The 24,342-nt window shown below is 60.9% G+C and carries 17 protein-coding genes and 1 pseudogene; 6 read left to right on the forward strand and 12 right to left on the reverse strand.

The window, feature by feature from the left end:
- Nucleotides 1-20: 20 nt before the first annotated feature.
- The 9 genes and pseudogenes from gltB to HF257_RS33430 all read right to left on the reverse strand — a co-directional run bounded on the left by gltB (nt 21) and on the right by HF257_RS33430 (nt 11,861).
- Nucleotides 21-4,466, reverse strand: a complete 4,446-nt coding sequence (gene gltB / locus HF257_RS04975) for a glutamate synthase large subunit (RefSeq protein ID WP_185704872.1) — start codon at nt 4,464-4,466, stop codon at nt 21-23.
- A gap of 352 nt (nt 4,467-4,818) precedes the next feature.
- Nucleotides 4,819-6,375, reverse strand: a complete 1,557-nt coding sequence (locus tag HF257_RS04980; RefSeq protein ID WP_185704870.1) for an SPOR domain-containing protein — start codon at nt 6,373-6,375, stop codon at nt 4,819-4,821.
- Between the two features lie 10 nt (nt 6,376-6,385).
- Nucleotides 6,386-7,486: a 3-dehydroquinate synthase gene (gene aroB, locus HF257_RS04985; RefSeq protein ID WP_185704868.1), complete on the reverse strand. Its 1,101-nt coding sequence runs from the start codon at nt 7,484-7,486 to the stop codon at nt 6,386-6,388.
- A 125-nt stretch (nt 7,487-7,611) separates the two neighbouring features.
- Entirely contained in the window at nt 7,612-8,130 is a 519-nt protein-coding gene (aroK, locus tag HF257_RS04990; RefSeq protein ID WP_185704866.1) for a shikimate kinase AroK, read from the reverse strand.
- Nucleotides 8,131-8,134: 4 nt separating this feature from the next.
- A pseudogene (locus HF257_RS04995) lies at nt 8,135-9,388 on the reverse strand (type IV pilus secretin PilQ); the annotation flags it as partial.
- A 142-nt stretch (nt 9,389-9,530) separates the two neighbouring features.
- Nucleotides 9,531-10,502 (reverse strand): pilus assembly protein PilP, encoded by a 972-nt coding sequence (locus HF257_RS05000; RefSeq protein ID WP_185704864.1) that lies wholly within the window; start codon nt 10,500-10,502, stop codon nt 9,531-9,533.
- Nucleotides 10,499-11,053 carry a PilN domain-containing protein gene (locus tag HF257_RS05005; protein ID WP_233081265.1) on the reverse strand — a complete coding sequence of 185 codons (555 nt, stop codon included), beginning with the start codon at nt 11,051-11,053 and terminating at the stop codon, nt 10,499-10,501. The genes HF257_RS05000 and HF257_RS05005 overlap by 4 nt, the downstream gene beginning before the upstream one ends.
- Nucleotides 11,050-11,703: a type IV pilus biogenesis protein PilM gene (pilM, locus tag HF257_RS05010; RefSeq protein WP_185704860.1), complete on the reverse strand. Its 654-nt coding sequence runs from the start codon at nt 11,701-11,703 to the stop codon at nt 11,050-11,052. Before pilM ends, HF257_RS05005 begins: the two co-directional genes overlap by 4 nt.
- A gap of 23 nt (nt 11,704-11,726) precedes the next feature.
- Nucleotides 11,727-11,861, reverse strand: a complete 135-nt coding sequence (locus HF257_RS33430; RefSeq protein WP_269835743.1) for a hypothetical protein — start codon at nt 11,859-11,861, stop codon at nt 11,727-11,729.
- A 58-nt stretch (nt 11,862-11,919) separates the two neighbouring features.
- Between HF257_RS33430 and HF257_RS05015 the strand changes: the two genes are divergently transcribed.
- Nucleotides 11,920-14,385: a penicillin-binding protein 1A gene (locus HF257_RS05015; RefSeq protein ID WP_185704858.1), complete on the forward strand. Its 2,466-nt coding sequence runs from the start codon at nt 11,920-11,922 to the stop codon at nt 14,383-14,385.
- A gap of 219 nt (nt 14,386-14,604) precedes the next feature.
- Here the strand turns inward: HF257_RS05015 and HF257_RS05020 are convergent, their stop codons facing one another.
- From HF257_RS05020 to rpmE, 3 genes are all read right to left on the reverse strand, one after another.
- Nucleotides 14,605-15,873: a malic enzyme-like NAD(P)-binding protein gene (locus tag HF257_RS05020; protein ID WP_185704855.1), complete on the reverse strand. Its 1,269-nt coding sequence runs from the start codon at nt 15,871-15,873 to the stop codon at nt 14,605-14,607.
- Nucleotides 15,874-16,054: 181 nt separating this feature from the next.
- Nucleotides 16,055-16,861: a thermonuclease family protein gene (locus tag HF257_RS05025; RefSeq protein WP_185704853.1), complete on the reverse strand. Its 807-nt coding sequence runs from the start codon at nt 16,859-16,861 to the stop codon at nt 16,055-16,057.
- Between the two features lie 14 nt (nt 16,862-16,875).
- The gene (rpmE, locus tag HF257_RS05030) at nt 16,876-17,109 is read right to left on the reverse strand and encodes a 50S ribosomal protein L31 (RefSeq protein WP_005784030.1); all 234 of its coding nucleotides are present in this window, start codon (nt 17,107-17,109) and stop codon (nt 16,876-16,878) included.
- A 214-nt stretch (nt 17,110-17,323) separates the two neighbouring features.
- Here rpmE and HF257_RS05035 point away from each other — a divergent pair, with 214 nt between their 5' ends.
- The 5 genes from HF257_RS05035 (at nt 17,324) to hslU (ending at nt 24,256) form a co-directional block, all read left to right on the forward strand.
- Complete coding sequence (locus tag HF257_RS05035) at nt 17,324-19,543, forward strand: primosomal protein N' (protein WP_185704851.1); 2,220 nt, start codon at nt 17,324-17,326, stop codon at nt 19,541-19,543.
- A 110-nt stretch (nt 19,544-19,653) separates the two neighbouring features.
- Nucleotides 19,654-21,390, forward strand: coding sequence for an arginine--tRNA ligase (gene argS / locus HF257_RS05040; RefSeq protein ID WP_185704849.1), 1,737 nt, complete (start codon nt 19,654-19,656; stop codon nt 21,388-21,390).
- 1 nt (nt 21,391) lies between these two features.
- Nucleotides 21,392-22,093: an SPOR domain-containing protein gene (locus HF257_RS05045; RefSeq protein WP_185704847.1), complete on the forward strand. Its 702-nt coding sequence runs from the start codon at nt 21,392-21,394 to the stop codon at nt 22,091-22,093.
- Between the two features lie 257 nt (nt 22,094-22,350).
- Nucleotides 22,351-22,881, forward strand: a complete 531-nt coding sequence (gene hslV / locus HF257_RS05050) for an ATP-dependent protease subunit HslV (RefSeq protein ID WP_017738857.1) — start codon at nt 22,351-22,353, stop codon at nt 22,879-22,881.
- 37 nt (nt 22,882-22,918) lie between these two features.
- Entirely contained in the window at nt 22,919-24,256 is a 1,338-nt protein-coding gene (gene hslU, locus HF257_RS05055; RefSeq protein ID WP_185704845.1) for an ATP-dependent protease ATPase subunit HslU, read from the forward strand.
- Nucleotides 24,257-24,342: the final 86 nt, after the last annotated feature.

The following is a 24,342-nucleotide window of genomic DNA, read 5'->3' on the forward strand; positions in this document are numbered from 1 at the left end:
TCAAACTCTTCAGGCGCATATCACTGCGGGTTGGCACGGATGCTGGAAAGCAACGATTTCAGGTTGGCAGCCTTGGGCTTGACCAGCCAGAAACGACGCAGGTAATCATCGAGGTTTTCGGCGAGGTTACGACCCCATTCGCTGCCGGTCTCCTCGACGTACTCGTCCAGCACGTGCTGCAAGTGGTTCCGGTAGGACTCCATGGCTTCGCCGCTGATCCGCTGGATCTCGACCAACTCGTGGTTGACCTTGTCGACGAAGGTGTTGTCCTGGTCGAGCACGTAGGCGAAACCGCCGGTCATGCCCGAACCGAAGTTGTAACCGGTCTTGCCCAGTACCGCGACAAAGCCCCCGGTCATGTACTCGCAGCAGTGATCGCCAGTGCCTTCCACCACGGTGTGGGCACCGGAGTTACGCACGGCGAAACGCTCACCGGCCGTACCGGCGGCGAACAGCTTGCCACCGGTGGCGCCGTACAAGCAGGTGTTGCCGATGATGGCACTGTCCTGGGTCTTGTAGACGCTGCCTTTAGGCGGAACGATCACCAGCTTGCCGCCGGTCATGCCCTTGCCCACGTAGTCGTTGGCATCGCCTTCCAGGTACATGTGCAGGCCGCCGGCGTTCCACACGCCGAAGCTCTGGCCGGCAGTGCCCTTGAAGCGGAAGGTGATTGGCGCTTTCGCCATACCTTGGTTGCCGTGCTTGCGCGCGATTTCGCCGGAGATGCGGGCGCCGATGGAACGGTCGCAGTTGCAGATATCCAGTTCGAATTCACCACCGCTGGCGTCGCTGATCGCGCCACCTGCGATTTCCACCATCTTCTCGGCCAGCAGGCCCTTGTCGAATGGCGGGTTGCGCTCGACGCCGCAGAACTGTGGCTTGTCGGCCGGGATGTGATCGCTGCCCAACAGCGGCGTAAGGTCCAGGTGATGTTGCTTGGCGGTCTGGCCTTCGAGGATTTCCAGCAGATCGGTACGACCGATCAGTTCTTCCAGCGAACGCACGCCCAGCTTGGCCAGCCACTCACGGGTCTCTTCGGCGACGTAGGTGAAGAAGTTCACCACCATGTCGACGGTGCCGATGTAGTGATCCTTGCGCAGCTTCTCGTTCTGAGTGGCGACGCCGGTGGCGCAGTTGTTCAGGTGGCAGATGCGCAGGTATTTGCAGCCCAGGGCGATCATCGGCGCGGTGCCGAAGCCAAAGCTTTCGGCGCCGAGGATCGCGGCCTTGATCACGTCGAGGCCGGTTTTCAGGCCGCCGTCGGTCTGTACACGCACCTTGCCGCGCAGGTCGTTGCCGCGCAGGGTCTGGTGGGTTTCAGCGAGGCCGAGTTCCCACGGTGCGCCAGCGTACTTGATGGAGGTCAGCGGCGAAGCACCAGTGCCGCCATCGTAACCAGAGATGGTGATCAAGTCGGCATAGGCCTTGGCCACGCCGGCAGCGATGGTGCCAACGCCAGCTTCTGCCACCAGCTTCACCGAGACCAGCGCCTTCGGGTTGACTTGTTTCAAGTCGAAAATCAGCTGCGACAAGTCTTCGATCGAGTAGATGTCGTGATGCGGTGGCGGCGAAATCAGGGTCACGCCCGGCACTGCATAACGCAGCTTAGCGATCAGACCGTTGACCTTGCCGCCTGGCAACTGGCCGCCTTCACCGGGCTTGGCACCTTGGGCTACCTTGATCTGCAGCACCTCGGCGTTGACCAGGTATTCCGGCGTTACACCGAAACGACCCGTGGCGACCTGCTTGATTTTCGAGCTCTTGATGGTGCCGTAGCGCGCCGGGTCTTCACCGCCTTCACCGGAGTTGGAACGCGCACCCAGGCGGTTCATGGCTTCGGCCAGGGCTTCGTGTGCCTCAGGCGACAACGCGCCCAGGGAGATACCGGCGGAGTCGAAGCGCTTGAGGATCGATTCCAGCGGCTCGACTTCGCTGATGTCCATCGGCGTGTCCAGGGTCTTCACCTTGAACAGGTCGCGAATCATCGACACCGGGCGGTTATCCACCAGCGAGGTGTATTCCTTGAACTTGGCGTAGTCACCCTGCTGCACAGCGGCTTGCAGGGTGTTGACCACGTCCGGGTTGTACGCGTGGTATTCGCCACCGTGCACGAACTTGAGCAGGCCACCTTGCTGGATCGGCTTGCGCGCGCTCCAGGCTTCGGCTGCCAGGGCTTTTTGTTCGGCTTCGATATCGACGAAACGCGCACCCTTGATGCGGCTCGGCACGCCACGGAAGCTCAGCTCGCAAACCTCTTCAGACAGGCCGATGGCTTCGAACAGTTGAGCGCCGCGATAAGACGTGACGGTGGAGATACCCATCTTCGACAGGATCTTCAACAGGCCTTTGGTGATGCCTTTGCGGTAGTTCTTGAACACCTCATAGAGATCGCCCAGCACTTCACCTGTACGGATCAGGTCACCCAGCACTTCGTAAGCCAGGAACGGGTACACCGCCGAGGCGCCGAAGCCGATCAGCACCGCGAAGTGATGCGGGTCGCGGGCGGTGGCTGTTTCGACCAGGATGTTGGAGTCGCAACGCAGGCCTTTTTCGGTCAGGCGGTGGTGCACCGCGCCGGTCGCCAGGGATGCGTGGATCGGCAACTTGCCTGGAGCGATGTGTCGGTCGGTCAGCACGATCTGGGTACGACCGGCGCGCACGGCTTCTTCGGCCTGGTCGGCGACGTTGCGCACAGCGGCTTCAAGGCCGAGGCTCTCGTCGTAGTTCAGGTCGATGATCTGGCGGTCGAAGCCTGGGCGGTCCAGGGTCATCAACGAGCGCCACTTGGCCGGCGAAATCACAGGCGAGCTGAGGATCACACGGGAGGCGTGCTCAGGCGATTCCTGGAAGATGTTGCGCTCGGCACCGAGGCACACTTCCAGCGACATCACGATAGCTTCGCGCAGTGGGTCGATCGGTGGGTTGGTCACCTGGGCGAACTGCTGGCGGAAGTAGTCGTACGGCGTGCGCACGCGCTGGGACAGCACGGCCATCGGCGTGTCATCGCCCATGGAGCCTACGGCTTCGTAGCCTTGCTCACCGAGTGGGCGCAGCACCTGGTCGCGCTCTTCGAACGTGACCTGGTACATCTTCATGTACTGCTTGAGCTGGTCGACATCGTAGAAAGCCGAACCGTGGTCGTTGTCTTCCATGGTCGCCTGGATGCGCAGGGCGTTCTTGCGCAGCCATTGCTTGTACGGGTGACGCGACTTCAACCGGTTGTCGATGGCGTCGGTGTCGAGGATCTGCCCGGTTTCGGTGTCCACGGCCAGGATCTGGCCAGGGCCAACACGGCCTTTGGCGATGACGTCTTCGGGCTTGTAGTCCCACACGCCGATTTCCGACGCCAGGGTGATGAAACCGTTGGTAGTGGTGACCCAACGCGCCGGGCGCAGACCGTTACGGTCGAGCAGGCACACCGCGTAGCGGCCGTCGGTCATGACCACGCCGGCCGGGCCGTCCCACGGCTCCATGTGCATCGAGTTGTACTCGTAGAACGCACGCAGGTCCGGGTCCATGGTTTCGACGTTCTGCCACGCGGGCGGAATGATCATGCGCACGCCACGGAACAGGTCGATGCCGCCGGTGACCATCAGCTCGAGCATGTTGTCCATGCTGGAGGAGTCGGAACCCACACGGTTGACCAGCGGGCCGAGCTCTTCCAGGTCCATCAAGTCGTTGGCGAACTTGGTGCGACGGGCCACGGCCCAGTTGCGGTTGCCGGTGATGGTGTTGATCTCGCCGTTGTGGGCGAGGAAGCGGAATGGCTGGGCCAGCGGCCATTTCGGCAGGGTGTTGGTGGAGAAGCGCTGGTGGAACACGCAGATTGCGGTTTGCAGGCGCTCATCGCTCAGGTCTGGGTAGAAGGCGGTGAGGTCCGCCGGCATCATCAGGCCTTTATAAATGATGGTCTTGTGGGAAAAGCTGCAGATGTAGTGGTCGGTGTCAGCGGCGTTGGCCACCGACGAGCGGCGACGCGATGTGAACAGCTTGATCGCCATGTTCTGGTCGCTCAGGCCGTCGCCTGCGATGAACACTTGTTCGATCTGCGGCAGGCGCTCCAGGGCCAGGCGGCCGAGCACGCTGGTGTCGATCGGCACTTTGCGCCAGCCGACGAGCTGCAAGCCAGCAGCCAGGATCTCGCGGTTCATGTTTTCGCGAGCGGCTTCGGCTTTGACCGGGTCCTGGTTGAAGAACACCATGCCCACGGCGTACTGCTTGGGCAGGTCAACAGCGAAATGCTCTTTGGCGACAGCGCGCAGGAACAGGTCGGGCTTTTGAATCAGCAAGCCACAACCGTCACCGGTCTTGCCGTCGGCGTTGATCCCACCGCGGTGGGTCATGCAGGTCAGGGCCTCGATGGCCGTTTGCAAAAGGGTATGACTGGGCTCGCCCTGCATATGGGCTATCAGGCCGAAACCACAGTTATCCTTGAATTCGTCGGGTTGGTACAGACCTGCTTTCATAGACACTTTCTCACCAGGCTGCCTCTTATAACGAGGCAAATTTCTTTTCAATTCAACCGGTTACCTTCCACGTCGAACGTACGCCGACTTAGCGGGGGCAAAAGGGAGGTCATTGTACACACCGACACAGACGCTCACAAATTTAGCGACGAAATGTCGCAAATCTATGTCGCATTTATGAAAGGTTTAAAGCGATACGCTGTGCTAGTCAAAACTTTTTTAATTTTGACTGCCGCGACTCAAAAGCCACTGTGACGCAGACACCACAAAGCGCGCGGTCCTTGCGGGACTGCACGCCATGCGATTTATTTTGAGGTGCTGGGAGGGCGACCTGGGTAAGGTCGCCGGATCTTCAGCGAGTTGTTGCCAGTTCTTGTTGAACGCTGGCGACAGTGCGAGGCCAAGGTTTACCAGCCTGAACCTTCGCTGGCAAGGATTTGATCGCAGAATCAGCGGCTGCACGGCTAGAGAAGTTGCCGTAGGTGATCACGTAGAGAGGCTTGCCGTTGAGCACTTTCTTGAAATAACGGTACTCGCCGCCCTGCTCTTTCACGAAAGCTTGGGCGTTGGCTTCGGAGCTGGTGCCAAGGATCTGCACGACGAAATTGCTGGCTGGTTGGCTGCCATACCAGCCACTGCCAGCTGCGCCTGCTTTAGCGACGGCGACAGGTTTTTCAGCAGGCTTGGCCGCTGGGGCCGGAGCAGGCTTGGCAACTGGCGCAGCGGCGACGGGCTTGGTCACCGGTGCCGGCTTGGCGGTGGCAACAGTCGGTGCTGGCGTTGGCTTGGCCGCCGGCTGACCTGCAGGCACACCCACAGGTGGTGCAGTGGTAGTCACGGTTGGCGGTGTAGCGCTCGAGCCTTCCACCGGCACACCGTCGTCGCCTTCGGAGATGCCGCCGGCTTCTTCGGCGAGTGGGCCACGCATCACAGGCTGGCCAACCATAGGCAGGTTGGTCGGTTGCCCGGAATTGGCGAATTCGACGTTTGGCGTGGGCTTGCCCAGTGGCAATTGCGCCTGTTCGGTTGGCGCGCCGGCCGTGGTTGGTGCCTTGCTACGACCTGGAATCAACCAGGCGGCGGCAACAGCGACCACGACAACGGCGGAAATAGCCAATACGTGCTTCTTAGGCATGGTGAACCCCATCTTTGGACGCTTGACCGCAGAGCGGCTGGCAATCATGGCTTCGATCATCGCATCGCGGGCGACCTGGTTGATGGTGCCAGGCCAGCCGCCTGCGCTGTCGTGAATATCAGAGATCTGCGCAGCGGAGAAAAGTTCGATACCCGCCCCTGCGCCTTCCAGGCGTTGAGCCAGGTATTCGCGGGTTTCTTCTTCTTCGTAAGGCTGCAATTCGATGACGTGGAACAGCTCTTGTTCGCCGCTGATCTGCTCCAGATCGGCGATCAACGACGACTCACCAAACAGGAACACATGCGGGCGACCTTCCGGCGTACCCGCTGCCAGTGCCAGCAGCGCTTCCAGGGCAGATTCATCAAGCTGTTCGGCGTCATCCACCAACAAGTAGACTTCTTGGCCCGTCAGGCCCAGTTGCACAACCTGCTTTAGAATCGCGTTCGGCTCGGCAGTGGCCACGTCCAGCGACTGGGCAACCTGGCGCAAAACGCCTGCCGCATCACCGACACCACGGGCCGACACCACTACGCTCTGAACCGATTGCTTGTTGGTGCTGGCCACCAGGGCCTGGCGCAGCAGGGTCTTGCCGCTGCCCAACGGCCCCGTCACGACCAGCAGAAGTTGGCTGTAGCGTGCAAGGTGATGCAATTGCCCAAGCACCGGCTTGCGCTGAGCCGGGAAAAACTTGAAACCAGGCACCCGTGGAGCAAAAGGGTCGTGGCTTAACTGGTAATGGCCGAGGAACGCCTCGTCGGCATGCAAACTAGTCATCGGGATCTGGTTAACCTTTCAGCTGAGCCAGGGCACGGTAATCCGCTCCCAGCGTGGCTTGTAAAATCTCTTTTGGATAATCGTCGGTCACCACGGCTTCACCCATGTGGCGCAGCAGCACCAGTCGCAGTCGACCGTCGATCACTTTCTTGTCTATCGCCATATGTTCCAGGAAGTCAGCCTCGGTCATTTCCTCAGGCGGAATGACCGGCAAACCGGCGCGCTGGAACAGGCGGATACCGCGATCCCGCTCCTGGGCGCTGATCCAGCCCAGGCGTTGCGACATCTCCAATGCCATCACTGTGCCAGCCGCTACGGCCTCCCCATGCAGCCACACACCATAGCCCATGTGAGTTTCGATCGCATGGCCGAAGGTGTGGCCCAGGTTCAAGGTGGCCCGCACACCGGACTCCCGTTCGTCGGCATTCACGACCAATGCCTTGGCCGCGCAGGAGCGCGAAATAGCTTCGGTGAGTGCAACCTGGTCCAGGACGCGCAGGGCATCAACATGCTCTTCAAGCCAGGTCAGGAACGGCTCGTCGCAGATCAGCCCGTACTTGATGACTTCCGCCAGGCCCGCAGACAGTTCGCGCGGCGGCAGGGTATTGAGGGTGGCGGTATCAATCAGAACAGCCTGTGGCTGGTAGAACGCGCCAACCATATTCTTGCCCAGCGGATGGTTGATACCGGTCTTGCCGCCCACCGACGAGTCAACCTGGGACAGCAACGTGGTCGGCACCTGGATAAAGTCCACGCCACGCTGGTAGCAGGCGGCCGCGAAGCCGGCCATGTCACCAATCACACCGCCGCCCAGGGCGATCACGGTGGTGCGGCGATCATGGCGCGCGGTGAGCAGGCCATCAAAGATCAGTTGCAGGGTTTCCCAGTTCTTGTGAGCTTCGCCATCAGGCAGGATCACGGAGATCACCGAGTACGCTGCCAGGCTGCGGCTCAGACGCTCAAGATACAGCGGCGCGACCGTTTCGTTGGAGATGATCGCCACTTGCCGCCCAGCAATGTGCGGCGCGAGCAGCTCGGGCTGGTCCAGCAGACCTTCGCCAATATGGATCGGGTAGCTGCGCTCGCCTAGATCGACCTTAAGTGTCTGCATGTGTCCCCGCGTTAGAGATGTATTGACGACCGGCAACGTCAAGATCTGACGCCGCCTGATGGCTCTACGCCACACTCCAGAAGAGAATGGCGCGCCGCCGAGAATAGCGCATTTCGGGCCTGGCTTTAACGGGGTGGCAGCCGTTGCAGGCGCTCAAGAATATCGAGAACCACCATCCTGGGTGGTCGCTCATCGGTTTCCACCACCAGGTCGGCGATCTCCCGATACAGCGGATCGCGCAGCGCCAGCAGGTCCCGCAAGGTTTTTTCCGGATTAGCCGTGCGCAGCAACGGGCGATTGCGATCGCGGGCGGTACGGCCCACCTGCTGCTCGACCGAGGCATGCAAATAGACCACCCGACCACCGGCATGCAGGGCACGACGGTTTTCTTCGCGCATGACTGCGCCACCGCCGGTAGCCAATACCACGCCGTCGCAGCCGCACAGTTCGGCGATCATCGCCTGCTCGCGGTCACGAAAGCCCAGCTCGCCTTCCTTATCGAAGATCCATGGGATATTGGCACCCGTGCGCAATTCAATTTCCTTGTCGGAATCTTTGAACGGCAGGCGCAGCTCTTTGGCCAGCAAACGGCCGATGGTGCTTTTTCCAGCCCCCATCGGTCCTACAAGAATCAAATTTCGCACAGAATCAACGACTCACAGCAATCGCCTGGTTATTCATAATACGCGGAGTCAGGAATACCAGCAGCTCGGATTTTTTCTCCGCCAGCACATCGCGCCGGAAAAGGCGGCCAAGATACGGCACATCGCCCAAAAATGGCACTTTATCTACCACTTTGCTTTGGGTATTGGAGAAAACCCCACCAATGACGATGGTCTCGCCATCCTTGACCAGCACCTTGGCGTTGACTTCGTTCTTCTTGATCGGCGGTACATCGTTGAGCTTGTTCAGGTAGTCCGGCTCGTCCTTGGTGACTTTGACCTCCATGATCACGTGGTCGTCGGGAGTGATTTGTGGGGTGACTTCCAGGGAGAGCGAGGCCTCCTTGAACGACACCGAGGTGGCGCCGCTGGAGCTGGATTCCTGGTACGGGATCTCGGTCCCCTTGAGAATCCGCGCGGTTTCCTTGTCGGACGTCACCACCTTGGGCTGGGAGACGATTTCCCCGTTGCCGGTTTTCTCCATCGCGGTCAGCTCAAGGTCCAGCAGCAGGTTATCGGTGATATAGGCGATACCCAGGCCCGACGACCCCGTTAAAGAACCTAAGTCGACAAAGGGTGCAGAGGGCGGATTTTCCGGAGGCTCTGCGCCCTCGCCCAGTGATTTGCCAACGCCGCCAGCCCCCCACTTGCCGCGAGTGAGCCGCCCGCCCCAACGCGCGCCGAGGCTTCTGTCGTAATCGACATTGGCCTCGACAATCCGGGCCTCGATCATCACTTGGCGCACCGGGACATCCAATTGCGCAACGATTCGCCGCAGCTCTTCAAGGCGCTCGCCAGTCTGGTAGGCAACGATGTTGTTGGTGCGGTCATCCACGGCCACTGAGCCACGCTCATCGGTGGTGCCTTCCAGGCCGGCCACCGATTGGAACAGCTTGGCCAGGTCTGCCGCCTTGGCGTAATTGACCTGCAACAACTCCCGACGCAATGGCGCCAGTTCAGCCATCTGCTTGCGCGACTCCAATACCAGCAATTCTCGGGCTGCCAACTCCTCGGCGGGCGCCACCAGCAACACGCCAGCCTTTACTCGCTTATCCAGGCCTTTGGCTTGCAATACCAGGTCCAGCGCCTGGTCCCATGGCACATCCTTGAGCCGCAGGGTGATCGAACCCTGCACATCGTCCCCGGCGACCAGGTTGAGGCCTGCCACGTCGGCGATTTGCTGCAATACCGTGCGCAGTTGGATGTCTTGGAAGTTGAGGCTCAGCTTATCGCCGGCGTAGACGCCCGAAACCGCATTGTCAGGAGGCGGCAGATGAATCAGGTCGACGCGATTGGGCACAGCGGCAGCCATCGGTGCCGTGAACGCTATCCATAGCGCCACACCGACGGACAAGAAAGTCCTTTTCATGGGTTCGATTCCGTTATGAGTTGACGTTTAACACCAGGGTTCGCGAGCGCTCCAGCCAAGCGCCCTGTTTATCGGGGAACAACTCGACCAGCTCGACGTGGCCATCATGAATAGCCGTGATCCGGCCATGGTCTGGTCCCAGGTAGTCGCCGACCGCCAGGCGGTATACCTGGTTAGCGGCACGTAGCAGGACGAAGGACTGCATGCCTCGGGACAATGTGCCGACCATTTCGCACTGCTCCACCGCGAGGTTTTCCAAGATCCCACGCGGCCTTTTCAGATCCGGCGCAAGGGCCGGACGCCCAGGCGCGTGTTCGGCCTGCAACGCCAGCGGCTGGAACGGATCGCGCAGGCCGGATGAGTCATAGGTAAACGATTGGGCTTGCAAGATAGGCTCAGCCGAACGCGCACCTTGCTGCGTGCGCCAATAGGCCTTGGCCAACACATCGAGGCGCAGCAACCTGCCATCCCCTCGCAAGGCAACATCGTGCGTGGTGGCGATTCGCGTAAGGCCTCCCAGGCCGCTCACGAACATCGCAAGGTCGTGATACGCGCCCGTCACGCCAATTTGCACGGGCTGCTCGATATAAAACGAATGAGGCTGTTCATCCAAGGGTGTGACGCTTTCGACCAGCAAGCCATTGGCCAGCGCCAAGCGCGCAATATCCTCCAACAACCCAGGCATAGCGGACTCACTCGGCAACTGTCGCAGAAGCGTGTCAACCCGACCTTGCCTAAGCAGTAGCTGGCGGTTGTGTTCTTCCAGGCTGGCAGACTGGGCGGTTTTTTGCGCAACTTGCTGCTGCAGGGACACTTCCCGCGCCGCGACCTGATACAACCGCCCCCGTGAGGGGCTCAAGTAAGCAAGGTCGCCGACCACCCACACCACACCCGCCAGCGCACAACCCAGCAGGGCCTTGCCGGGAAGGGGCCATTTTTCAGTGTTGTGAGTGAGTGCGCGAAGTTTGAGCCACAGCAGGCTCAAGGCTGAGCCTCGGTGGAATCGCCCTGACGCACCATCAGCTGGAATTCATTGTTGCCGCGAGCGCCTTCTGTGCGCACATGTTGCAGCCGAGTGGCGTGGGCGCCTTCGGAGGCTTCCAGGCTACGCATCAATTGGGCGATGTCCTGGCTGGAGTCGGCACTGCCGCTGATGCTGACCGTGTCACCCTTCGCCACCACCTCATGCAGATGCACGCCCTCAGGCACAGCACGCGCCAACTGGTCCAGCAACTGGGCACTGGACGAGCGCCCATCGTGCAAGTCCTGCACGACCTTCATGCGCTCCGCCAACTTCTGGCTTTGCAGTTGCAGGTCGTCGATGGTCTTGATGCGTGAGTCCAGGACGGCGACGTCCTTATCCAAATGGTTATTGCGCGTCACTTGCCGATCAATGGCCCGGTCGATCACTTGGTCCGCCAGCCACACGGCCGCGAGCGCCACACCGGCGAACGCCAGCAGAAACGCAAGGAAATACTTGCGCCGCCGCTCTGCCAAGGCCTGACGCCAAGGCAACAGGTTGATTCGTGTCTTCAAGCGAAACTCCTCAGGGCCAACCCACAAGCAATTCCCATCCCGTGGGCATCCACGGCCCATTGTGCGCCATCGACTCGATGGCCCGGCGTGAAGCTGGCGAAATCCTGACTGCAAGCACGCGCCAATGCAAACGCTTCGACATCAATCACCTTCGGCACCAGCCCTGCCAGGGCCAAGACCGCCTCGCGCGCTTCGATATGCTCCTTCAGGCAGGCTGCCAACAGCACCTCGACGCGATCAGGGTCCTGGGCCGAGCGCCCCTGGACCTGAAAGTCGATGGCCACCTCGTCCAGCGGGTACGGAATGTACTGGTCCGCTTCTGCCTGGATCATCCATGCCATCTCATCGTCGCTGAGCCCTGCTGCCATGTCGATGACCCGCGTAATCACTGAAGGCCCGGCCACGGCAACCGCAGCGCCACGGGCTAACGTGTGCAACCGAGGCAGCATCGCGTGCAAGGCACGCCCTATGCTTTCCAGATCCACAAGCGTGCCATCGACCACCGCGCGGGCGGGCAGTGCCTGGGTGGCATAGCCCTGAACACTGTAACCGTTGCCAGAACGGCCCAACTCAACCAGCCGAATGGCCGTGTCATTGATATCGACACCCAGCAGGGCGTCGGCTTTTCGCGTGAAAAATCCCTTTCTCATAAAACTCCCTAAAACTTTGCCTGTCATACCGCCTGATTGCTGCTGGGCGCCATGCATTCGGTCGACTTGTTGAACAGGCGCGAATGACGCCCCAAGCCGAAAAATGCTTTAATGCCCAGCGTTTTTTCCCGCTTTATCTGCAGCTCGGGTTGATCCATCGTTTGCCATGCATGCCCCGACGCCTAACTCATTCTTTTCTCTGGAAATCCAAAAGCCTTGATTCGTCTGCTGAAGTTTTTCGGGTACTCCATTGTCGCGATTGTCTGCGGGCTGCTGCTCGTACTCAGCGGTGCCTACCTCTACCTTAGTCCGGGTTTACCCTCCGTAGAGGCCCTGAGAAGTATCCAGTTGCAGATTCCTTTGCGGGTCTACAGCAGCGATGAAAAGCTGATCGCGGAGTTCGGCGAAATGCGCCGCACACCGATCCGTTTTGCCGACATTCCACCCAATTTCATCAGCGCCCTGCTCTCGGCCGAAGACGATAATTTCGCCAACCACTACGGCGTAGATCCCAGCAGCCTGGTGCGCGCCGCCACGCAACTGGTAAAGAGCGGACACATTCAATCCGGTGGCAGCACCATCACCATGCAGGTGGCGAAGAACTTCTTCCTCACCAGCGAGCGCAGCTTCTCGCGTAAAGCCACCGAGATCCTGCTGGCGCTGCAAATCGAGCGTCAGCTGACCAAGGACGAAATCCTTGAGCTGTATGTCAACAAGATCTACCTGGGCAACCGCGCCTACGGGATCGAGGCGGCTTCGCAGGTTTACTACGGCAAGTCGATTCGTGATGCCAGCCTGGCACAGATGGCCATGATTGCTGGCCTGCCGAAGGCGCCTTCGCGCTTCAACCCCCTGGCCAACCCGGCACGCAGCAAAGAACGCCGCGACTGGATCCTCGGCCGCATGTACAAGCTGGGCAAGATCGACCAAGCCGCCTATGAAAGCGCAGTGGCCGAACCGCTGAACGCCAGCTACCACGTGCCAACGCCGGAAGTGAACGCGCCGTATATCGCTGAAATGGCCCGGGCCGAGATGGTCGGCCGTTATGGCAGCGAGGCCTACACCGAGGGCTTCCGCGTCACCACTACCGTGCCAAGCGACCTGCAGGACTTTGCCAACAACTCGGTGCATTCCGGCCTGATCACTTACGACCAGCGTCACGGCTACCGAGGCCCTGAATCGCGCTTGCCGGGCAAGACCTTGAGCGCATGGACCACAGAGCTGGGCAAGCAACGCGCAATCAGCGGGCTGGAACCGGCCATCGTGACCCAAGTGCAAAAAGACGGCGTGCAGGTCCTGACCCGTACCGGCGAAGCGCACGTGAGCTGGGACAGCATGAAGTGGGCGCGACCGTTCCTGAACACCAACAGCATGGGCCCGATGCCCAAGCAGCCGTCGGACGTGGCGCAGGTGGGTGACTTGATCCGCGTGCAACGCCAGAAGGACGACAGCCTCAAATTCAGCCAGGTGCCGCTGGCCCAGGGTGCCCTGGTTTCCCTGGACCCACAGAACGGTGCAATCCGCGCACTGGTCGGTGGCTTTGCCTTCGAGCAGAGCAACTACAACCGTGCCACCCAGGCCAAGCGCCAGCCGGGTTCCAGCTTCAAGCCGTTCATCTATAGCGCCGCGCTGGACAACGGTTATACCGCTGCCAGCCTGGTCAACGACGCACCAATCGTGTTTGTCGACGAATACCTGGACAAGGTCTGGCGCCCTAAGAACGACACCAACACCTTCCTCGGTCCTATCCGTATCCGCGAGGCGTTGTACAAGTCGCGCAACCTGGTGTCGATCCGCTTGCTGCAAGCGATGGGTGTAGGCAAGACCATCGACTACATCACCCGCTTTGGCTTCAACAAGTCGGACCTGCCGCCTAACCTGTCGCTGGCCCTGGGCACTGCGACCCTGACACCGATGGAAATCGCCACCGGCTGGAGCACCTTTGCCAATGGCGGCTACAAGATCTCGCCGTACTTGATCGACAAGATCGAAAGCCGCAATGGCGACACGCTGTTCACCGCCAACCCGCCACGCGTGCCGGGTGATGTGGTCAACGGCGTAGCCGCCACCGATGGCCTGGCCGCGCCGAGCCATGGCGGCATCACCATCGAGCCGACCCCAGGTGCCGCGCCAGCCGCGAACACCACCGCGCCAGCCGAGCCACAAGCCCCTGCCGTTGCTGAGCGCGTGGTGGATGGCCGCACCACGTACATCCTCAACAGCATCCTTGAAGACGTGATCAAGAAGGGTACCGGCCGCCGTGCACTGGCACTGGGCCGTGCGGACATCGCGGGCAAGACCGGTACCACCAACGACTCCAAGGACGCCTGGTTCTCCGGCTACAACGGCGACTACGTGACCACCGTATGGACCGGCTACGACCAACCAGAAAGCCTCGGCCGCCGCGAGTTCGGTGGTACCGTCGCCTTGCCGATCTGGATGAGCTACATGGGCGCAGCCTTGAAGGACAAACCGCTGCACACCCAGCCGGAACCGGAAGGCATTCTCAGCCTGCGGATCGACCCGGTCAGCGGCCGCGCGGCCTCGCCAAGCACGCCGAATGCGTACTTCGAACTGTTCAAGAGCGAAGACACGCCGCCGTCGGTCAACGAACTGGGCAATGGTGTTGCACCGGGTAGCCCGTTGCCAGCAGATGAAGCGGCACCGATCGATCTGTTCTAACTCAGGTTCTGTAGTGAGCGGGCTTGTCCCGCGCTGGGTGGCGAAGCCGCCCTAAAACCAGACAACCGAGTTTTGCCTGGAAGACTGCGGTGACTGGATTGGGGCGGCTTCGCCACCCAGCGCGGGACAAGCCCGCTCACTACAAAAGCCCCCGCAGCTAGGCACAAAAAAGCCCCGGCTCTCACGAGCCGGGGCTTTTTGTTGGTGCGCTACAACGGCTTAGCCGTTGAACACATCATCCACGCTTTGCAGCGGGTAGTTCTTCGGATACGGCAGGGTGGCCACGCCGGTCTCGATGGCGGCTTTGGCCACGGCATCGGAGATCAGGGTGATCAGGCGCTTGTCCATTGGTTTCGGAATGATGTACTCACGACCGAATTCCAGCTTGGCGCCACCGTAGGCGTCGCATACGTCCTGAGGTACCGGCAGTTTGGCCAGTTCACGCAGGGCGTTGGCGGCAGCCACTTTCATTTCTTCGTTGATGCGCTTGGCGCGAACGTCCAGGGCACCACGGAAGATGAACGGGAAGCCCAGCACGTTGTTGACCTGGTTCGGGTAGTCCGAACGACCAGTGGCCATGATCACGTCGCTACGGGTGGCGTGAGCCAGCTCTGGCGAGATCTCTGGGTCCGGGTTGGAGCAGGCGAACACGATTGGGTTGGCCGCCATGGACTTCAGGCCTTCAGCGCTCAGCAGGTTCGGGCCGGACAGGCCGACGAACACGTCTGCACCGTCAAGGGCGTCAGCCAGAGTGCGCTTGGACGACGGGTGGGCAAACATCGCCTTGTACTGGTTCAGGTCGGAACGCTCGGACTGGATCACGCCCTTGCTGTCGACCATGTAGATGTTTTCCAGCTTGGCGCCCATGCTGACGATCAGCTTCATGCAGGAGATGGCCGCAGCGCCAGCGCCCAGGCAGACGATCTTGGCATCAGCCAGGGTTTTGCCAGCGATTTCCAGGGCGTTGATCATGCCGGCCGCGGTAACGATCGCGGTGCCGTGCTGGTCATCGTGGAATACCGGAATGTCGCACTGTTCGATCAGGGCCTTTTCGATCTCGAAGCACTCAGGTGCCTTGATGTCTTCCAGGTTGATGCCACCGAAGGTGATGGAAATGCGCTTGACGGTGTCGATGAAAGCTTGCGGGCTCTCGGAGTCGACTTCGATGTCGAAAACGTCGATACCGGCAAAGCGCTTGAACAGCACGCCCTTACCTTCCATGACTGGCTTGGAAGCCAATGGGCCGAGGTTACCCAGGCCGAGAATCGCGGTGCCATCAGAAATCACTGCAACCAGGTTGCCCTTACCGGTGTACTTGTACGCCAGCTCAGGGTCGCGGGCGATTTCACGTACGGGCTCGGCCACGCCAGGGCTGTAGGCCAACGACAGGTCGCGGGCGGTGGCGGTGGCTTTGGTGAGCTCTACACTCAGCTTTCCTGGACGAGGATTGGCATGATATTCGAGAGCGGCAGTTTTCAAATCAGACATATCGGCATTCCGCTTTTACTGTTGGTCGACGGACCGCCGAGGATACGCGTGTCGTAAAGTCCCTACAAGACTGGGTAGTCACCGGTGTCAAGGCCCCAAACCGCCGTACTTTGGTCTAAGGCCACGGGATACAAGGGCTAAACTGTTCACAATCACATAAAAAAATGTCTACAATTTTTTATTAATTCGTCGAATTGAGCATGCTGGGGTCGCTCAGCGGCAGTAACCAACGAGCTTGATCGCGCTTCAAGCTGCCGCGCCTGGCACGATCGTGCACCCAACCGCGCGCCTCGATTGTCTTGCCTTGCAGACCACTCAGCATGGCGCTGTCGAACTGGCTGGCCAACGCAGGGGCAATGCGCAATACCAGTGAGCCCTGCACTTCGATCCAGACACCACCGCGATTACGCTCGACCTTGCTCACCTGGCCGCTGACCAGAGCGAAGCCGGACTGTTTGAGTTGCGCCACACGCTGCACTGGCGACTGCCGCCACAACCCCAGGCGCGCCTTGCGAGCACTGTTCTCGGCTGCCCGCTGGCACGCAACAAGATCGACATTCGGCGCTACGCCTACCTGAAACCCCAGGCCCTCGGCCAACAGTCGGGCTTCCAGGTTCTCTCCATCCACACCATAAAGATGGGCCAGGGTTCGGCCATAGCGATCTTTGCTTTCACGCCCCACCACCAGGCCGACGCGACCGCCGCTGGCCTGCACCAACGCCTGCAAACGCTGGCGGGCAGCGACAGCATAAGGCTCGTCGGCAAGGCCCTTCTTGCCGGTTTCCGGGGCATTGAGGCCGATCATGCGTACGCTGCGACCGTCCTTGAGGCGTACCGTGTCGCCATCCACAACGCGCTGTACGTGTACCTGAGCCAATGAGGCCGGCGCCGGGCAGAACACTTCGGCCTGGGCTGCCGACAGCCAAATCCCAGGCACAAAAAAGGCGCCCACAAGGGACGCCTTTTTCAACAGCTTGCAAAAGCCCATAAGGCTCTTGAGCCTTACTCTGCTGGAGTAGCAGCAGGCTTCTTGCCGAAAGCACCAAAGCGATCTGCGAAGCGCTGTACGCGGCCGCCGGTGTCCAGAGTTTTCTGCTTACCGGTGTAGAACGGGTGGCACTCGTTGCATACGTCAGTACCCAGTGGCTTGCACAGGTTCGAACGAGTTTCGAACTTGTTGCCGCAGCTGCAGGTTACTTCGATGGTTTCGTACGCTGGATGGATATCGGCTTTCATGGCACTTCCTCGGGCTAGCGTGCCGCCACTCGACACTATTGTCGAATACCGCACGTAATTAGGCCGCGGATTCTACCAGACCTTTTTAAACGCGCAAGCGGCGCTGAGGGTGTGAATCGTCCTTTCATCAGAAATCCACGGCATACCCAAGCCACCCCTCGTCTGCTAGGCTCCCGCCCTTGCGCCACCGCCTGCCTTATATGAGACCCCCCGCGTGCCCGACGCCATTTTGCGCCTAGCCCTGCCCTCGCCCCTGCGCCGCCTGTTCGATTACCGGGCCCCGGCCGGTGTGCTGCGGGCACAGTTGCAGCCAGGCATGCGCGTGCGCGTGCCGTTTGGTCGAAGGGAGATGATCGGGGTTTTGGTGGAAGTTGCCGACCACAGCGAAGTCCCGGCCGAGAAGCTCAAGCCTGCACTCGCGATACTCGATGCCACGCCACCGCTGCCACCCGCGCTGTTCAAGCTGTGCCTATGGACTGCCCAGTATTACCAGCACAGCCTCGGCGATACCTTGAGCTGGGCGCTGCCAGTGTTGTTGCGTCAGGGCGAACTCGCCGAGGCGCGCCAGGAGCGTTTCTGGTCGATGGTTCCCGGCGCACGCCTTGACGACCCACGCATCGCTCGCGCCCCGCGCCAGCGCGAAGCCTTGGCGACCCTGGCCCAGCACCCACACGGCGTAGCCCATCAGTTGCTAAGCAAACTGATGCTGAGCAAAGACAGTCTCGACCTGCTGCTCGCCAAAGGCCTGGTGCAGGTGGAAATCCGCAAGCACGCCCCCGACCCGCGCCACGAACACTGGTTGGCCCAGCCGGAACTGCCGCTGAACCCCGAGCAACGTGCGGCCTACGAGGCAATACGCGCTGGCTTCGACAGTTTCCACGCGTTCCTGCTGGCCGGCGTTACCGGCAGCGGCAAGACCGAAGTGTATTTGCAACTGATCCGCGAAACCCTGCAGGCCGGCAAACAGGCACTGGTGCTGATCCCCGAGATCAACCTGGGACCGCAGACCCTGGCGCGCTTCGAACAGCGCTTCAATGCGCGCATCGCCCTGGTGCACTCGGCGGTCAACGACCGTGAACGCCTGGAGTCCTGGTTGGCCGCACGGGATGGCGAGGCCGACATTATTATCGGCACCCGCTCGGCGCTGTTCACTCCGATGAAAAACCCCGGGCTGATCATCATCGACGAGGAGCACGACGGCTCCTATAAACAGCAGGAAGGCCTGCGCTACCACGCTCGCGACCTGGCGCTGGTGCGGGCGCGCCAGGAAGACATCCCGATTGTGCTGGGCTCGGCCACACCGTCTTTGGAGAGCCTGCACAACGCCTACACCGGTCGTTATGGTCTCCTACGTCTGAACGAGCGTGCCGGCGGTGCCAAACAACCGCGCTTCCTGCGCCTGGATGTAAAAAGCCGCCCACTGGACAGCGGCATTTCCGGGCCGATGCAACAAGCCATCGGCCAGACCCTCGCCGCCGGCCAACAGGTTTTGGTATTCCTCAACCGTCGTGGCTTTGCGCCAACACTGCTCTGCCATGACTGCGGCTGGATGTCCGAATGCGAGCGCTGCGATGCGCGCATGACCGTGCACCAGCGCTACGGCGAACTGCGCTGCCATCATTGCGGCCATGTAGAGCGGGTACCGCGTCACTGCCCGCAATGCGGCAAAGTCGACCTGCGACCAGTCGGCGCGGGCACCGAGCGCGCCGAAGAGCGCCTGGGCATCCTGTTCCCTGACTTTCCGGTGCTGCGGGTCGACCGCGACAGCACGTCGCGTAAAGACGCGATGAACCAACTGTTCGCCACCATCCAGAAAGGCCAGCCGTGCATCTTGATCGGCACACAGATGCTTGCCAAAGGGCATCACTTTCCACGGGTAACCCTGGTGTCGATCCTGGATGCCGACGGCGGCTTGTTCTCCGGAGATTTCCGCGCAAGCGAGCGTATGGCGCAGTTGATCGTACAAGTCGCAGGCCGTGCAGGCCGCGCCGAAGAACCGGGCAAAGTGATTATCCAGACCCACTTGGCCGACCACCCGCTGCTGATTCAGCTGACAGAGCAAGGCTACTTTGCTTTTGCCGAACAGGCGCTGAGTGAGCGCCGCGCCGCCGGCCTGCCGCCCTTCTCCCATTTAGCACTGCTACGGGCCGAAGCGCACAAACCGGGGCAGGCCGAAGGTTTCCTGGACGAGGCCTGCAGCGCTGCCGAACGTTTGCTCGGCGAACTGGGCCTCATCGGCATCGAGCTGCTCGGCCCGGTGCCAGCCCCCATGGAGCGTCGCGCCGGCCGTTACCGTGCTCAGCTACTCTTGCAGGCGACGTCTCGTGCACCGCTGCATCGGCTATTAAGTAGCTGGTTGCTTGCCCTGGAGCAAATGCCCAGTGGTCGGCAGGTGCGATGGTCGTTGGATGTAGACCCGGTAGATTTGTATTAAGCCTGGCCATAGGTCCTGCGAAGGTTGGCAAGCCCGCCCTCGCCACGGATAATGCCCAGTTTTTCCACCTGCGCATCGCGCGCCGCCGCTTGCGGTCGAAAGAGAACACCATGAAAGACACCATTCGCCAGCTGATCCAACAAGCCATCACCCAACTCGTCAACGAAGGTGTGTTGCCTGAAGGCCTGACGCCGGCGATCCAGGTGGAGAACACCCGCGACAAGACCCACGGTGACTTCGCCAGCAACATCGCGATGATGCTGTCCAAGCCGGCCGGCATGAAACCCCGCGACCTGGCGGAAAAGATCATCGCAGCCCTGCCTGCCGACGAGAGCATCACCAAGGCCGAAATCGCCGGCCCAGGCTTTATCAACTTCTTCCAGAACACCCAGGCCCTGGCTTCGCGCCTGGATGCGGCCCTGGCCGACGCCAAGATCGGCGTACGCAAGGCCGGCCCGCTGCAACGTGTGGCCATCGACCTGTCGGCGCCGAACCTGGCCAAAGAGATGCACGTAGGCCACCTGCGCTCGACCATCATTGGCGACGGCGTGGCGCGCGTGCTGGAGTTCCTCGGCGACACCGTGATCCGCCAGAACCACGTAGGCGACTGGGGCACCCAGTTCGGCATGTTGATGGCCTACCTGCAAGAGAACCCGATCACCAGCAACGAGCTGTCGGACCTCGAAAACTTCTACCGCGCCGCCAAGAAGCGTTTCGACGAATCCGAAGAGTTCGCCGACCGTGCCCGTGGCCTGGTGGTCAAGCTGCAAGCCGGTGACAAGGAATGCCTGGAGCTGTGGAGCCGCTTCCGTGACATTTCCCTGTCCCACTGCCAGGAAATCTACGAACTGCTCAACGTGAAGCTGACCATGGCCGACGTGATGGGCGAAAGCGCCTACAACGATGACCTGATCAACGTGGTCAACGACCTCAAGGCCAAGGGTCTGCTGGTTGAGAGCAACGGCGCGCAGTGCGTGTTCCTCGAAGAATTCAAGACTGCCGATGGCGAGCCGCTGCCGGTGATCATCGTCAAGGCCGATGGCGGCTACCTGTACGCCACCACTGACCTGGCGGCCGTGCGGTATCGCAGCGGCGTACTCAAGGCGGATCGTGCACTGTACTTCGTCGACCAGCGCCAGGCCCTGCACTTCCAGCAGGTGTTTGAAGTGGCACGTCGTGCCGGCTTCATCACCCACCCGATGCACATGGAACACATGGGTTTCGGCACCATGAACGGCGCCGATGGCCGCCCGTTCAAGACCCGCGACGGCGGCACCGTGAAGCTGATCGACCTGCTGAACGAAGCCCAGGAACGTGCCTACAACCTGGTGAAGGAAAAGAACCCGGAGCTGGCCGAGGCCGACCTGCGCAACATCGCCCGCGTGGTGGGGATTGGCGCAGTGAAATACGCCGATTTGTCCAAGCACCGTACCAGCGACTACAGCTTCAACTTTGAGCTGATGCTCAACTTCGAAGGCAACACTGCGCCGTACCTGCTGTACGCCTACACCCGCGTGGCTGGTGTATTCCGCAAATTGGGCAAGGACTTCAGCGAAGTTGAAGGCCATATCGTGCTGGACGCACCGCACGAACAGGAATTGGCCGCCAAACTGGCACAGTTCGGCGAAGTGCTGAACAGCGTCGGCGAGAAAGGCACTCCGCATATCCTGTGCACCTACCTGTACGAAGTCGCCGGTCTGTTCTCCAGCTTCTACGAGAACTGCCCTATCCTGACCGCCGACGACGAAGCCCAGAAGCAAAGCCGCCTGCGCCTTGCCGCCCTGGCTGGACGGACCCTCAAGCAAGGCCTGGAACTGTTGGGCCTGGAAACTCTGGAGCGTATGTAAGTTGGCTGCCAAGAAAAAACCTGCACCCAAGCGCGGCGCCAGCCGCTACCAGGCCCCGGCGAAGAAGCCGATCCCGGGCTGGTTGTGGATGGCCATCGGCCTTGCTGTCGGTGCATTCGTTGTCATCCTGATGAAGCTGGAGCCGGGCAAAGGCGACGACGTCAAACGGGTCAAGCAAGAGCAGCAGAAAGCCACGAAAATGGCCGAAGCCAACAAGACTGCGCCGAGCCCGACCGCACCGGTAAAGCCGAAATACGACTTCTACACGCTGCTGCCGGAATCGGAAGTGATCGTGCCGCCTGACGCCGTGCCGGAAAAAACCCTGCCGACGCCACAAGTGCCGACCACCCCGGTTACTCCTGCGGAAGCCGCGAAGATCGACACAGCTCGGGCACAGGCCGCGCTGGCCGGGATTACCCCGCCGCCTGCGCCACCGGTTGCCGAGACCAAGGCGGCACCGGTGACCAAGTTCTTCCTGCAAGCGGGCTCGTTCCCGAAACAGGCGGATGCGGATCGCGTGCGTGCACAGATCATTTTGCTTGGCCAGTCGGTGACGGTGGAATCCGGCACGGTCAAGGATGCGACCTGGTATCGCGTGCTGGTGGGGCCGTTCAGCAACCGTGAGCAGCTGACCGTGGCGCAGAAACAATTGGCGGGTGCAGGGTTTAGCAACCTGTTGTTACAACAACGCCAGAGCCGCTAAGTCACAGGCAACATAGATCACAATGTGGGAGCGGGCTTGCTCGCGAATGCGGTGGATCAGTCAGTATTTTCGGCGACTGACACACCGCATTCGCGAGCAAGCCCGCTCCCACATTTGTTTTTCATCGTTCTCAGAACCGAGCCCGACACATAAACGCCACTCGTCCGTCCTACCTTCCTACAGTTGAAATCCCCCCCGCCACCCCCATATGAGTTTCCATCAGGGCATTTTCGCCCCGCTGCGTGGAGACTCTCCCCTTGACCACCATCGTTTCAGTACGTCGCCACGGCAAAGTCGTCATGGGCGGCGACGGCCAGGTTTCCCTTGGCAACACCGTGATGAAAGGCAACGCCAAGAAAGTGCGTCGCCTGTACCACGGCCAGGTTCTCGCGGGCTTTGCCGGCGCCACCGCCGACGCCTTCACCCTCTTCGAGCGCTTCGAAGGCCAGTTGGAAAAACACCAGGGCCACCTCGTTCGCGCCGCCGTTGAACTCGCCAAAGAATGGCGTACCGATCGCTCTCTCAGCCGCCTGGAAGCCATGCTGGCCGTTGCCAACAAAGACGCCTCTCTGATCATCACCGGTAACGGCGATGTGGTTGAGCCCGAAAACGGCCTGATCGCCATGGGTTCCGGCGGTGGCTATGCCCAAGCTGCGGCCAGCGCACTGTTGAAGAAAACCGACCTGTCGGCCCGTGAAATCGTCGAGACCGCCCTGGGCATCGCCGGCGACATCTGCGTGTTCACCAACCACAATCTGACCATTGAGGAGCAGGACCTCGCGGAGTAAGCCGTAGGCTTATTCCCGCTTGAGGCCGCCAAACACTATGTCCATGACTCCCCGCGAAATCGTCCACGAACTCAACCGCCATATCATCGGCCAGGACGATGCCAAGCGCGCCGTTGCCATCGCGCTGCGTAACCGCTGGCGCCGGATGCAACTGCCCGAAGAACTGCGCGTTGAAGTAACGCCAAAGAACATCCTGATGATCGGTCCTACCGGTGTCGGTAAAACCGAGATCGCCCGTCGCTTGGCCAAATTGGCCAACGCACCGTTCATCAAGGTCGAAGCCACCAAGTTCACCGAAGTGGGCTACGTGGGCCGCGATGTCGAGTCGATCATTCGTGACCTGGCCGACGCCGCGCTGAAGCTGCTGCGCGAACAGGAAATGACCAAGGTCAGCCACCGCGCCGAAGACGCCGCCGAAGAACGCATCCTCGACGCCCTGCTGCCACCGGCACGCATGGGTTTCAACGAAGACGCCGCGCCGGCCTCGGATTCCAACACCCGTCAGCTGTTCCGCAAGCGCCTGCGTGAAGGCCAGTTGGATGACAAGGAAATCGAGATCGAAGTCGCTGAAGTCTCCGGCGTCGATATCTCCGCACCACCTGGCATGGAAGAAATGACCAGCCAGTTGCAGAACCTGTTCGCCAACATGGGCAAGGGCAAGAAGAAAAGCCGCAAGCTCAAGGTGAAGGACGCACTGAAGTTGGTGCGCGATGAAGAAGCCGGGCGCCTGGTGAATGAGGAAGAACTCAAGGCCAAGGCCCTGGAAGCCGTTGAGCAGCATGGCATCGTGTTTATCGACGAGATCGACAAAGTGGCCAAGCGCGGCAATTCCGGCGGCGTCGATGTGTCGCGCGAAGGCGTCCAGCGCGACCTGCTGCCGCTGATCGAAGGCTGCACGGTGAACACCAAGCTGGGCATGGTCAAGACCGACCACATCCTGTTTATCGCCTCCGGTGCGTTCCACCTGAGCAAGCCAAGCGACCTGGTTCCGGAGCTGCAAGGCCGCCTGCCGATTCGTGTAGAACTCAAGGCGCTGACCCCGGGCGACTTCGAGCGCATCCTCAGCGAGCCCCATGCGTCGCTTACCGAGCAGTACCGTGAACTGCTGAAAACCGAAGGCCTGGGGATCGAATTCCAGCCGGACGGCATCAAGCGCCTGGCGGAGATCGCCTGGCAGGTCAACGAGAAGACCGAGAACATCGGGGCGCGTCGTTTGCACACGTTGCTGGAGCGTTTGCTGGAGGAGGTTTCCTTCAGTGCTGGCGATTTGGCTGGGGCGCAGAATGGCGAAGTGATCAAGATCGATGCTGACTACGTCAACAGCCACCTGGGCGAGTTGGCGCAGAACGAAGATCTGTCGCGCTATATCCTCTAAGGCTAACGCAGGACCGCTTTGCTTTAATGTGGGAGCGGGCTTGCTCGCGAATGCGGTGTATCAGTAGCAGATGTGCTGACTGACAC

The sequence above is a fragment of the Pseudomonas cremoris genome, assembly GCF_014230465.1.